The sequence below is a fragment of the Mycoplasma sp. 125 genome (assembly GCF_051549845.1).
Lineage (GTDB): Bacteria > Bacillota_I > Bacilli_A > Mycoplasmatales > Metamycoplasmataceae > Metamycoplasma.
This window is the reverse complement of sequence record NZ_CP196079.1, coordinates 87,239-100,098: the sequence shown is the minus strand read 5'-3', so window position 1 is coordinate 100,098 and position 12,860 is coordinate 87,239. Positions and strand designations below refer to the sequence as shown.

Here is a 12,860-nt window from a genome sequence, read left to right as displayed (position 1 = left end):
GTCTCTATATAGACTCTTAATCAACAAATGATGTATCAAACACACCGGATATATTATGAATATTTGAGGTAGTTATTCACGCAGACTTATCTACTTTCTTAACTTGTTCCATAATAATATCTTTTTCTAAAAATAAAGCGACAGTTTCAATTTTGCCAAATTCCTCATGGCTAAATCCACCAACGCCATTAAAGATATTAAATGAGTGAGCATAACCAATCTTTTTAAATTGTTCAGCAACAATTTCAGGATATCTTGTATATATCTCAATTTTAACTTTCTTATATTTAGGATAAAACTTATTAACAAGTGTCGAAAATACTAATAAATATGAAATAGTACCTAAAATTCTTACTAAGAATAAGCCCGAATTTCAAACATGCCCTGTAATATTGCCGCTAAATTCTAACGAACCAATGATAATCGTTGATGAAGATGAAAAGCAAATTGCTACCATTAAGAATACATTACCAACTGGTTTTTTATTTTTATATGCAATAAAGTTAGAAATAACTGATGTTCCTCCAATAGAACCTTTTTGTCTTCATGCAACTATAGAAGCAAATCCTTCTGAAGCACCACCCATAATGGCATAGACAAGAACCGGCCAATTTTGTCCATCATAAACACCATAAATTTTAGTATCTTTTAATAATAAAGGTATTGAACCTAAGAGTGATACTTTTCCTATTTTAAATTGTTCAACTAATGCAGAATCAGTAATATTTTTAACTATCAAATTCAAGTCTTTTGGAGCGTATTGATTTTGAAAATAAGTAATAACTTCCTTAGCGCCTTTATCAAATTCAATTGTTAAATTTTCGCCTTGAAGAACTTTTAATATTTCTTTACTTTGTTCGTTGTTATATAGTTTTGAAACTACTCTCGTATCAATTCCGAAAGGAGCTCAATAGAAATTATTCTCGCCAACCGGATTATAGAATGAAATTTTTTGATTAATAAAGTTAACAATTGGATTTGATCCACGACCGTCATATTCTATATATATTAATTGAACAATAACCTGAAATAGCATTCAATAGTATGTTAAAACCATAAACATTCTCGGGTTCATTCTTCAGAAAACAAACATTAATGGTAAATTAACTAATACATAAAATAAACCATAGAATTGTGCAGTAGCAGGAGCAGTAAAAGTAATAATTTGAGAAAGTGATGATGTGCCCGAAGCAATAGTTGCTGCCTTTCTAAGAAAAACAGTAATTGCTATATTGTATAAAAAAGCACTCAATAACATTCAAATAACTTTTTTAGGATATTTTTTCCATATATTAAAAATGGTTACTTGTTGTGGGTTTAAGATAGCCATTTTTTCATCATATAGAGCTTTTTTTTGCTCAACGGAGAGCTTCGTTTTTTGAATTTTTTTATCTAAGTTTTTTTGTTTTTTATCCATGATTTAATCCTCCTTTTCTTTGAAAATTTGATGTTTGTTGTTGCCGTGTTCCTTTAAGACATAGACAAATTTATTAAAGTCAGGATAAAACCCTAATTGAATAGTTTTAGTTGATCCGTGACGGTTTTTGGCAACAATAACGTTTGTTGTCGAAAACATTTCCTTTTGTTCGTTATTAGCATTTTGATCATTTTTTTTGTTTCGATAATAGTCATCGCGATGTAAAAAGATAACTCTATCGGCATCTTGCTCAATACCTCCAGATTCTCTTAAATCAGAAATTATAGGGGTTTTGTCTTCACGTTTTTCAACGCTACGGCTTAATTGACTTAAGGCAATAATAGGGCATGCTAATTCCCGACCAAGTTGCTTTAATGAACGTGAAATCTTGGCCACTTCAAGTTGTCTATTTTCTTGCGACCTTTTTGAATTGTCTCCAATAAGTTGTAGGTAATCTATAATAACAAGATCAACCTTAGCATTTCGGGCGTATCTTTTTGATAAGGTAATAATATCCGAAATATTTAAAGTAGCAAGATCATTTAATACAATATTTCACTCAAACATGTTTTCGACAGTATGAGATAAATTTCTTTGATCATCAATACTTAATTCTTTGGTTTTAAGTTTGTAAATAGGGACAGTTGAATCTATAGAAATCATCCGCTGGACTAATTGTGGATTGGACATTTCAAGGCTAAAAAATAAAACGTTTTTTCCTTGTTTAGCTACATTATTAGCAATATTCAAAGCAAAGGCCGTTTTACCCATAGCCGGTCTAGCGCCAATAATAGTTAAATCCCCACTATTTAAACCAAGCAAGCATTCATCTAATTCTGGAAAACCGAGTTGCAATCCTATTCCAATATCACTATCCTCCTTGCGCAAAATTTGTTGCATTATATTGTTTGCAACATCGCCAATTTTTTCAAATGAGGAATTAATTTCTGATATATCAATATTGATCAAGGATAATTGAATATGTGATAAAAGGTCCGACACATTAAAGGTTTTATTATCAATAGTATTTTTAATATCAACTATTAATTCATTAAGTTTATCGATTTTATATTGATCGATTATGTTTTTTACATATATTTCAATTTCACTCAAGAAACCAGCATTTTGAACCAAATAGCCAATATATTCAGGAGTATTCATATAAAATGAACCAACTAAATCAAACTGCTTTTTTTGCTCTAAGTAAACCAATAAATTAGAAAGGTCAAAATGCTCAGTAGAGTTATGCACTTCAACAATAGCAGAATATAATATTTGATGACTCTTAAAGTGAAACATTTCTGGCCTTATTAAAACAGCAATTTTCAAATATGTTTCAGGTTCAGATAAAATTAATCCCAATAAGGAGGCTTCGTTATTAGCAATAGCAGTTTCTCTTGGGTTTAATGTTTGCATGCTCATTTTGCTCCCTTCATTTTATTGTTTTTTTATGTTATAAAATTATTTTTCTTCGAATATTTGAATTAATAAAATTGCATTAACTTCCGGGTGAAGCTTTACATTAATATAATGTTTTCCGAAGGTGTTATAAGAATCTTTATTTAAGGCATGAGCACTAATTTTAATATTATGTTTTATTAATTCTTTTTCAATAGCCTTGTTGGTTATCGAACCGTGAACAATATTTCCGTTCGATTTTAAGAAAAAGTTTAAAGTTATTTTTTCAATTTGCTCTTTTAAAACAATCGCTTTTTCAACTTCCCTTGCATGATCTTCGGCAATGTTTTGTTTAACTCTTTCTAAATTAGCTAGAGTTTGCTTATTCACTGGTTGAGCATAACCATTCTTTATTAAGAAATTTTTTGCAAACCCATCATTGATTTCAACAATTTCATTTGCTTTATATTTATCATATTGTTTAATTATTATTACTTTCATTTTTTACACTCACTATCGCTTGTATTAAGTTATCAACAAAAAGTTCGATATTTTCATCACTTTCAGCTGCTGCCGTGCCATAATGTCCTCCACCGTTAACTGCTTCTGCAATTAATTGAACATTAGTATCAATTCCTCTGGCTGACATCTTACATTTTTTAGTCCCAGCTAATTTGCCAATAACAAAGGCTGCTTTTCTTCCATTAACTCTTAGGATTTCATCGGCAGCAATTGAAATTACATCAGGGGAAACAAGAATATTCTTATAAGCAATGAAATATCCAGGTTTAACCTCCTGCAAGTTTTCAAGAAGTTCTAAAACTTGTTTGAAGGTTTCTATATCTAATTTTAAAGTATTAACTGAAATTTGGATCTTAGCGCCTCATATCTCTAATAAGGCAGCTGCTGAAAAAGTCTTGGAACTTGTTTGTTTTTGAAAATTATTAGTGTCAAGATAAATGCCATTTAACAAATATTGTGCTGTGATCTCATCCATCTTGTCACCATTATTTGAAATAGCAATTATTTCACTAACAATTTCTGAGGCTGATGATGCTGATGAGTCAATATAAGTATTTTCTCTAAAAGCATATAATGGGTTTGCCCCGATTCGATGATGATCAATAATGATTATATTATCCTTTTCAATACCTTTAAATGCGTTGGGATTTTCAATTCTTGTTTCATCAGCAACATCACAAATTACTACAAGTGTTTTTTTATCATTTAATAATGTCGCTTCCTTTGGCGATATAAAGATTTGCTTGTCTAATGGACTCATATGATCATAAACGCGTTGCGTGGTTTCATCGAATGTCTTGTTTTGAATAAATGTTTCTTTTTCATAAGCTCTTGCTAATTTATGAATACCCCACGCAGAACCCAGCGCGTCAAGATCGGCGTTCTTATGACCATAAATTATAACTTTGTTAATATTCTTAGACTTTAATTTTGCAATCAAAACCTTAGAAATATAGCTAACATTAGTACGAGACATATTGATGTTTATTTCTGAGCTAGTTCCATAATATCTTGGATGTTCATTTTTTGTTAAAACAGTTATTTGGTCTCCACCACGGGTTTTGGATTGTAATAATGCCTCTTTGGCTAATTTATCAAGTGTTTCCAGCTTGAATAAACCATATGAAAACCCACCAGACAATGTCAAGGATATACCTTTATGCAGACTCTTATTTTTAAGTTGATTAAATGCCTCAAAGTTGGTTTTTTCTAGTTGCTCAAGAGTTTCTTGATTAGTTAAAACAAAGAAACGCCCATTCTCATATTGCCGGTAAATAATATTATAACTTTTAGAAATATCATCAAACAAGGACCCAAAACTTGAATATATAGCATAAAGATCTTCTTGTGATAAGGATACTTGGTATAAATTCATATTGTCAATATGAAATTCGCCAAAAACAACACGTTGCATCTTATAATCATTTAATAAAGCTGTTTGAATAGTTATATCTTTAATCTGAACAATATTTTTTTCAAAAATAACCTGAACATCGTACTCATAGTCATCTTTTTTAAAAACAAAGTTATTATTATTCCCATCTCATTCTTCAATATTAAAAACAGTTTTTATATTTTTTCCGACTATCGACTTACCAAATTTGTTAATAACAAAGTTTGAAGCTCATATAATCCTTCCATTATTTAAAAAAATAATAGTACCAATCCCTTGATCACTTATTTCATTTTGAATGAACTGATTTAGGGTTTGATTTGCAATTGATGATTCTTTTAAATATCTTCTTATGATGAAAAATATAAAAACTCCAAGGCCCAATACTAAAAGCGAATAAATAACAATAATAGGAACTCTTCAATTATTAGGTAAATGGAATAATCCTACAAACAAAAGAATCATTGGTACTATAAATAAAGTAAATACTTGAATTATTAAAATGAGTAATCTTTTTTTGTCTTCTTTGTTTTTCATATGTAAAATTATACAAAAATTGATATAAAAATGGACCAATGCACACTAAATTAAACATAGATTATTTAATTTTTAGTAATTTTAAATTCTTGGAAAGCAACATATTTAAATACTAAAAATCAAAATGTTTGATAATGTCTTGCAACCCTACTTTTTTTTCTGATGATACTATAAAAATATTTACTTCTTTTTTAAATGTTAGTGCCTGGGTTTTTACTCTATGCCTTTGTGATTGGTTAGCCTTATCAATTTTAGTAATAATAATATTAAATGGTATTTTTAAATTATTAATATACTCAATCATTTCCAAATCTATCGGCATAAACCCTATCTTGGCATCAATTAAGAAACAAACTATCTTATCATTTGGGCTGTTGCGAAAATAATAATCTATTATTCCGCTAACTTTCTGCTGTTCTTTTTTAGACATACTAGCATAACCATAGCCAGGCAAATCAACCACAATCTTTTTATTATTAGTTTCAAAATAATTTATTAATCTTGTACGTCCTGGACTTGAAGAAGTTTTTGCCAATTTATTATTAGCTAGAGCATTAATTAACGAAGACTTTCCTACATTTGAGCGTCCTCAAAAAACAATCTCATAACTGGTAAAATCTAATCAATTTTCCTGTGAAGTTGAACTTTTTATAAATTTTCACATATTATTTTTTTACCTTTTCATAAGCTAGTCTAGCAATCATCATTGCATTATCGGTTGTATACTCCATTAATGGTAGATAAACATTGTTGTGAAGAGTTAACACCATTTCTCTAATTCCTTTATTAGCACTTACTCCTCCTGCTAAAGTAATGCATTTTGGTCCATACTTTTTAATTGCCTTTTCTAAATTAATTTTAAGGTAGGCAATTATCGTATTTTGGAATTCACAAGCAATCTTATTAATATTAATTTCTTCGTTTCTATTTATTAGACTATTAAAATGATTTATAACGGCTGTTTTGATTCCACTAAATGAAAAATCTAATTCATTTAATGTATGTGGAATTGAAAATTTATTTTTATATTTCTCTTTATTATTAATTCAAATATTATCAATAATCGGTCCACCCGGAAAACCTAATGATAGTTTTCTAGCAATCTTATCATAAACCTCACCAACGGCATCGTCCAAAGTTTCACCGACTATCTCAAAACTATTAGAATCAGTATATAACATCAATTGCGAATGTCCACCTGAAACCAATAAGCATAAGGCAGGAAATTCTAATTCTTTCGATATAAAAGCTGAATAAAAATGGCCTTCTAAGTGATTTAACCCAATTGCTGGTATTTGATATATTCTGGACATTGTTTGTGCAACAATAAAACCTATTTGCAACGATCCTACCAATCCCGGTTCCTTAGTATAGGCAATATAATCAATATTCTTGCAAATCTCCTTGTTATTAACAACGATATTCTTAAATTCTTCAATTAATAATGCAATATTTCTAACATGCAATCTCGAAGCAATTTCTGGAATGGTTCCACCATATTTTTTATGAATTTCTGTTTGAGATATAGTTTTCATTCAAACAGGCTTATTATCTTCCAAAATAGCAAAAGAGGTATCATCATGAGAGCTCTCGATAGCAAAAATTTTCATTAAACACCTCCAATTTGAGGATCAGAAGCATAAATTAATTCCTCTTTTAAGATGTCATTTGATTCTCTAAATAAATCAACATATTTACTAAAATTTTTAAAGAAATTTTGGTAATTAAAATCTATTACTGAATTTATACTATCAACTAAATTTATAGTTATTCCTAAATTAGTTTTAATTACTTCATATGCCTTATACCTATTAGCTTTTATGTAAATAACGTCCAAATTTAGTTGTTTAAAAAACAAATCATATGTTGGCGCAATAAAAACTTTTATATCATTTTTTGCGATTACATTTTGAAGAAGTTTATTAGTAGATGCAAAAACAAAGGCTAGGCGTGTTCCGGTAAAACTTCCGGGTCCATTTGTTATGTAAAGATTATCTAGATAATTCAACTTTGTATTATTTCTTCCTAATAACTCATCTATTGATTCAAAGAATTTATCAGTTTTTTTAATTAGTTTTTCAATTAATATATGGTCAATTACATTACCATTTTCAGTTAAAGCTATGCAAAAATCTGGCAAAGAAGTTTCAATGAATAAGCCTTGATAACAAGTTTGCTTAGTTATTTTAAATAAATGAAAAATTTGACCATCCCTTTCATGAAGACTGACCTCAATATTAAAATAATATTTAAAATTATGTATAATGTTTTTTGACCATTCAATAACAACAATTTTATCTTCAAAATATTCTTCATATGGGAATAAATCACCAACTAATTTATACGCATCAATATGTACCATTTTATCATAGCATATTATAGTATTAAATGTTGGGGAAACCACAGCCTTAGATTCACCTAATTTTTTGGCTATTTGCCCAGTTAATGTTGTCTTCCCTGCGCCTAATTCCCCGTCTAATAATATAGCTTCTATTTTTTTAAATGACAGAAGATAATTAACTAATTCATCTAGCTTTTCGCCTTCTTTAAACCAAAATTCCTTCATTTTTTTAAAATAATCTCCTTATATAAAAACAAAAAAGAAGATTCAAATATTTTATGATTCTTCTTTTTTAAAATAATTTAGCACTGGCTTTTTTGTCAACTTCAGCTTTTTTAGTTTTAATGTCATCAAGAATTTTATTTAGTTCTTGTATTAATTTGGCTTTAGCATTATCATTAAATAAAACTGAATTTATTTTCTTAATTTCTTCTTCTTTTGCGCTGTATTGTTTAACTAACTCAATTTTCAATTCATCATATTTTTTATCTGACAACTGTTCATGTGCATATTGCTTTAATGTATTTAAAAAAATAAATACATCTCTTTGGTTATTACTATATTTTTCAGTTGTTGTTTTATTATCATTAAGAATTTTATTTGTATTTTCAATAAAATCACTAAGTGCCTTCTGATAATCGATATTTTTACTGCTATTATTTTTTAATATATTTTCAGCGTCAATAATTTCTTTTCTTAATTTGTCCTCATAATCATCAGCAAATTCAATATTAGATAATTGTTGCTTAGCAAGGGAAACTTCTCTTTCTAATTCTGCTTTATAGTTAGTACATGAAATGGCAATTAATGGGAGAGTCAAAGCAGAAATCGAACCAATACTAATTAACGTTTTTGTTATTTTATTCATAATTCTCCTCTAAAATAAATACCATAAATAACTAAGAGCAAATCTCAAGGTCATTATGCGAGAATTCCGTTGGCACCTTTCTTCCAAATTGTTCAATATTTACAAATGCTTTTTGTTCAATGTCATCATTTCTAATAATTTCGCCAACTTCGCCCTTGAATATACCACTCTTAATTTTAACAATAATCCCCTCTTTGAATGCTGTTTCAATATCTCCCGCTTCAAATTTCTCAATGAGAATCCTTTCTTTTTCAACCATTTTTTCAAAGGTGTTTTCACTGATTGGCGTTGGTTTTGCACCTTTTCCAGAAGATCCAATCAAACCAGTAACGTATTGTGTATTACGAACTAAATACCAGGATTCATCAGTCATTATCATATTAAGAAAAATATAACCTTTATAAATATTTACATACTTAATGTTGTATTCCTCACCCCTGCTTTTCTTTTGCAATTCTTTGCTAGACAAATGGGGCATCTTAAAAATTCTAATATCCTTAAAGAAATCTTCCATTTTTTGAGAACTAATTTTGTTTTTCAATGCTTCAACAACGTTATCTTCCTTGCCTGAAACAGTTGATATCATATATCACTTACAATCTGAATACATTTTTTCTCCTTAAAAAATATTATGTTCTAATACCCACTACATTTCATAAACCGGTAAAAATTAAAGTTATAACAAAGCAAAATATAGCCATGATTAACACAAAGGCAATAGTAATTCCAAACCATTTTCAAGACTTGAAATTACTTGGCCACGCAACTCTCTTAATTTCCCTTACTAAATTTCTAAAAGTGTAAAGTTTCGTTGCCTTAGCTTCATCCTTTTTTCTTTCCTTTAAAAGAGCTTTCTCTCTTCTTACTCTATCTTTAATCTCTTTTTTTTCTTCAGGACTCATCTTTGTTTTTTCTAGCATACCTTATTTTTCCTCTTTATGAATTGTTTGAATATTGCAATATTTACAAAATTTCTTAATCTCTAGTCTTTTTTCATTACTTTTATTAACAGAATAATTTTTATGCAAGCATTCCTGACAAGATAGTGACACTTTCTTTTGCTTTCTCATATAAGGAAAATTATATTATTTTTTTACATTTTTTTCAAATAAAACTAGAGTTAGATATATTGTGAACAATAAATAAGATATATAAAATATAATTTTACTTACTATGGTACACAATTATTTGTATTTTTTGTTAAATGTAATTTGGATAATACCTATTATTATCACCTTCATTATTCGATCTTTAAAAAAGGAATTTAAAATCAAGAAACTTCAAAAAAAGATTGAATACATAAACCAAAATTTAAAAAAAATTAAAAAAATTAATAATCAATTTCATGAATTTACAGATAAAAACAATAAATGCACATACCAAGAAAAAATAACTGCTAATGTAATAAATATTATTGAATTTTCACTATCAAAGATAACTTTTTTTCTTAATGAATTGCATATGATTAATAGCATAAGAAACATACAAGAAAAAAAATCGAAAAGTCCTGAATTTAAAAAAATTTTTAATAAAGCAATTGTCGAATGAAAAACAATAAAAGAAACAATAAAAGAAAATAAAGATTTTATTTTTCTTGAAAGTCAAAATATCTCAAAATTTCTCATCTTTTCAAATAATTTAAAATCCGTCTTCTTAAATATAAATAAATGTATTGATAACAATAAAAACAACCTTTTCTTGCAAGATTTTTCAATTGAATTTAATAAAAAATACAATGAAATAAAAAATATTGTCGAATATAGTAGTAAGCTTCAACTATATAAAGGTTGGAATAATCATTTTTTAACCAATTCAAAAAATATCAAAAAAATATTAAATGATTTTTTGTTCTTTATAAAAAATGGTTTAACACTATATTCATATATTGAAAATAATATTGAAATTCCATTTAAATTTATTGAGGACATTGTCACCAAATATTCATCTTTTCACCAATTTTTTTTAAATTGGCAAATGCTAAATTCTTTCATTAATGAAACTAGAAGTGTGATTGAAGAAATTAAAATTAAAATTCATAAAACTAATTTTTTTGATTGAATTGTAACATTCAAAACAAAACTTGAAAACCTTTCAAAAAAAATAATTTACAAATATATTGAAATCAAAAAAGAAATAGATAGTTTTGAAATATTAAAATCAAATTCTGAGCTTATAAGCAAAATAATTGATCTTTTTGATATACAACATTGAAAAAATCTTAAATCAGACCGCCAAAACGCAAAATATAAATTATTAATAAATAATTTTTATGAATTTTATTACCAAAATCTGGCGTATTTTAAATCAAAAAATAAAAAAAATTCAAGCAATATTTCATATTTTGAAAGATTAAATAATCTAAATAATATTCTAAAAAAAATGTGTAAAATCCCGTTTTTTCAAAGACAATTTAAAAATAATTGAAACAAAAAAGATAAGACCACTTTCAAGGATAAAATGACCAATATGTTAATTGAGACATTTGGACTACATGACTTTAAAATACCATTAAATGAGGAAATAATTTATTATAAAAATAAATTTGAATCATTGCTAGAAAAGCAAAATATAAATGACGAATATGAACTAAACTTAATAAATCAAGTCATTCAAAAAAAAATTATTGTGATTAACATAAAATATTTGGTTGCAAGGCATCTAATCGATAATTTTAACTTGCTAACAAAAAATAAATTTCAAGAAAAAAATATTGAATTAATTAACTTAATATATCAGAATAAATATGATGAAATAATTAATAAATCGCTAAAATTAATTAATAAGTCAAAGGAGAAATAAAATGTGTGCTAATCAAGAAATGGAAATATTAATTAGATACGGAGAATTAACACTAAAAGGTGAAAATAAAAAGGATTTCATTAATCAATTAAGAAAAAATATTGAACTATATATACCTAAAAATGAGTTAAGAATGGAATACGACAGAGCTTTTTGTAAGTATTCAGAGCAAAATTTAAAATCCCTAAAATTTATTTTTGGAATTTCATCTTATTCAATAGTTCATAAGACATCAACCAATATTGAAGATATTGAAAAAAAAGTATTTGAACTAGCCTCGAAAAAATCATTCAACTCTTTTGCTATAAATGCCAGAAGACATAATAAAAATTATCATTTAACTTCATCGGAAATCAATATGCACTTTGGCGGTTTTATATTAAATAATTTTAAAAATAAAGTTGTAAACCTTAGCAATCCTGATTTATCCATATATATTGAAATAAGAGACAAATTTACATATATTTTTAGCGATTACATTTATGCCCTTGGTGGAATGCCAGTGTGTTCATCAGGACGTGTTTTACATTTAATAAGTGGCGGAATCGATTCTCCTGTTGCTGCACATTTATTGCAAAAAAGGGGATTAAAGATTGAATTTTTAAACTTCATTACACCCCCTCATACCGATGAAAAAACGACTATGAAAATCGAACAAATTATCAAAACATTAACCAAATTTCAAGGATCTTCTACTCTTTTTCAAATTAATTACACAAAATTAATGAATTATATAGGTCTTGTATCAAATCAAAAATATAAAATAACACTAATGCGCCGCAGTTTCTATCGTATTGCACAAAAAATAGCCAAAAAATATAATATAAAAGCAATTTCGAATGGTGAAAATTTAGCACAAGTTGCTTCGCAAACATTAGAATCAATCCACGCAATATCAGAGGTTTGTGATTTGCCTATTTTTAGACCATTATTAAGCTTCGATAAAAATGAAACAATAACAATTGCCAAAGCCATTAACACAATGGAAATATCGATCCAAAAAGCTTGCGAAACATGTGAACTTTTTGCCCCAAGATTCCCGGTCACCAAACCCACAAGAGAGGAAGCAAAAAGATTAGAAGAAGAACTTGAAAATCTTGAGAAACTTGAGAATGAAATAATTAACGAAGTTGAAATAAAAACATTTAATTTAAGAAATGACAAATAAAAATAATTTTTTTTGTAAACTAAAAAAATATCCAAAACTTAAAAGAAATTACATTTTCTTTCTTGCTTTATGTGTTTATGCAATTATTATTCCTATCATTCTCATTACAGCATGAATTGTTTATCTTATTTTAAATAATGGAAAACATTTTCTAATGCAATCAAATAATTTTATAGTTTTAATTTCCATCACTAGCATACTATTTATTAGCTGACTTACCTGTTTTTTCTTAATTAGATATATTATTAAAATCACATTTGCAAAAATATATAAAATAACTAAAAATAAAACAATTAACAAAATTGCTATTTTCTTTTTGGGTGAAAAAATTATGAATGTAGATATTCATATGATTAACCAAGAACTGGAAGAAAACAATAAAAACCAACGTCTATAAAACACTCATTTGTGTCTTTA

14 protein-coding genes are annotated in these 12,860 nt (G+C 27.2%); 3 read left to right on the top strand and 11 right to left on the bottom strand.

Features of this window, described 5'->3' with window-relative positions:
• Nucleotides 1-16 precede the first annotated feature (16 nt).
• From ACSH4Z_RS00410 to rpmG, 11 genes are all read right to left on the bottom strand, one after another.
• On the bottom strand, nucleotides 17-1,417 hold the full coding sequence (locus ACSH4Z_RS00410; protein WP_438340661.1) for a YitT family protein: 1,401 nt from the start codon (nucleotides 1,415-1,417) through the stop codon (nucleotides 17-19).
• Nucleotides 1,418-1,420: 3 nt separating this feature from the next.
• The gene (gene dnaB / locus ACSH4Z_RS00405; RefSeq protein ID WP_438340660.1) at nucleotides 1,421-2,833 is read right to left on the bottom strand and encodes a replicative DNA helicase; all 1,413 of its coding nucleotides are present in this window, start codon (nucleotides 2,831-2,833) and stop codon (nucleotides 1,421-1,423) included.
• Between the two features lie 45 nt (nucleotides 2,834-2,878).
• Nucleotides 2,879-3,316 (bottom strand): 50S ribosomal protein L9, encoded by a 438-nt coding sequence (gene rplI, locus ACSH4Z_RS00400; RefSeq protein ID WP_438340659.1) that lies wholly within the window; start codon nucleotides 3,314-3,316, stop codon nucleotides 2,879-2,881.
• Nucleotides 3,297-5,267 (bottom strand): DHH family phosphoesterase, encoded by a 1,971-nt coding sequence (locus tag ACSH4Z_RS00395; RefSeq protein ID WP_438340658.1) that lies wholly within the window; start codon nucleotides 5,265-5,267, stop codon nucleotides 3,297-3,299. The genes rplI and ACSH4Z_RS00395 overlap by 20 nt, the downstream gene beginning before the upstream one ends.
• Nucleotides 5,268-5,379: 112 nt before the next feature.
• The gene (yihA, locus tag ACSH4Z_RS00390; RefSeq protein ID WP_438340657.1) at nucleotides 5,380-5,931 is read right to left on the bottom strand and encodes a ribosome biogenesis GTP-binding protein YihA/YsxC; all 552 of its coding nucleotides are present in this window, start codon (nucleotides 5,929-5,931) and stop codon (nucleotides 5,380-5,382) included.
• A gap of 1 nt (nucleotide 5,932) precedes the next feature.
• A complete protein-coding gene (tsaD, locus tag ACSH4Z_RS00385) occupies nucleotides 5,933-6,877 on the bottom strand; it encodes a tRNA (adenosine(37)-N6)-threonylcarbamoyltransferase complex transferase subunit TsaD (protein ID WP_438340656.1) in 945 nt (314 codons plus the stop codon).
• A complete protein-coding gene (tsaE, locus tag ACSH4Z_RS00380; protein WP_438340655.1) occupies nucleotides 6,877-7,833 on the bottom strand; it encodes a tRNA (adenosine(37)-N6)-threonylcarbamoyltransferase complex ATPase subunit type 1 TsaE in 957 nt (318 codons plus the stop codon). Before tsaE ends, tsaD begins: the two co-directional genes overlap by 1 nt.
• A gap of 67 nt (nucleotides 7,834-7,900) precedes the next feature.
• Nucleotides 7,901-8,476: a variable surface lipoprotein gene (locus tag ACSH4Z_RS00375; RefSeq protein WP_438340654.1), complete on the bottom strand. Its 576-nt coding sequence runs from the start codon at nucleotides 8,474-8,476 to the stop codon at nucleotides 7,901-7,903.
• Between the two features lie 31 nt (nucleotides 8,477-8,507).
• Nucleotides 8,508-9,086, bottom strand: coding sequence for a transcription termination/antitermination protein NusG (gene nusG / locus ACSH4Z_RS00370; protein WP_438340653.1), 579 nt, complete (start codon nucleotides 9,084-9,086; stop codon nucleotides 8,508-8,510).
• A 19-nt stretch (nucleotides 9,087-9,105) separates the two neighbouring features.
• Nucleotides 9,106-9,396, bottom strand: a complete 291-nt coding sequence (secE, locus tag ACSH4Z_RS00365; RefSeq protein ID WP_438340652.1) for a preprotein translocase subunit SecE — start codon at nucleotides 9,394-9,396, stop codon at nucleotides 9,106-9,108.
• Nucleotides 9,397-9,399: 3 nt separating this feature from the next.
• Nucleotides 9,400-9,546, bottom strand: coding sequence for a 50S ribosomal protein L33 (gene rpmG / locus ACSH4Z_RS00360; protein WP_438340651.1), 147 nt, complete (start codon nucleotides 9,544-9,546; stop codon nucleotides 9,400-9,402).
• Between the two features lie 127 nt (nucleotides 9,547-9,673).
• Here rpmG and ACSH4Z_RS00355 point away from each other — a divergent pair, with 127 nt between their 5' ends.
• The 3 genes from ACSH4Z_RS00355 to ACSH4Z_RS00345 are packed head-to-tail and all read left to right on the top strand — an operon-like array spanning nucleotide 9,674 to nucleotide 12,840.
• Entirely contained in the window at nucleotides 9,674-11,275 is a 1,602-nt protein-coding gene (locus ACSH4Z_RS00355; RefSeq protein ID WP_438340650.1) for a hypothetical protein, read from the top strand.
• 1 nt (nucleotide 11,276) lies between these two features.
• Nucleotides 11,277-12,443: a tRNA uracil 4-sulfurtransferase ThiI gene (gene thiI / locus ACSH4Z_RS00350; protein ID WP_438340649.1), complete on the top strand. Its 1,167-nt coding sequence runs from the start codon at nucleotides 11,277-11,279 to the stop codon at nucleotides 12,441-12,443.
• A complete protein-coding gene (locus tag ACSH4Z_RS00345; protein ID WP_438340648.1) occupies nucleotides 12,433-12,840 on the top strand; it encodes a hypothetical protein in 408 nt (135 codons plus the stop codon). Before thiI ends, ACSH4Z_RS00345 begins: the two co-directional genes overlap by 11 nt.
• The last annotated feature ends 20 nt before the right edge of the window (nucleotides 12,841-12,860 follow it).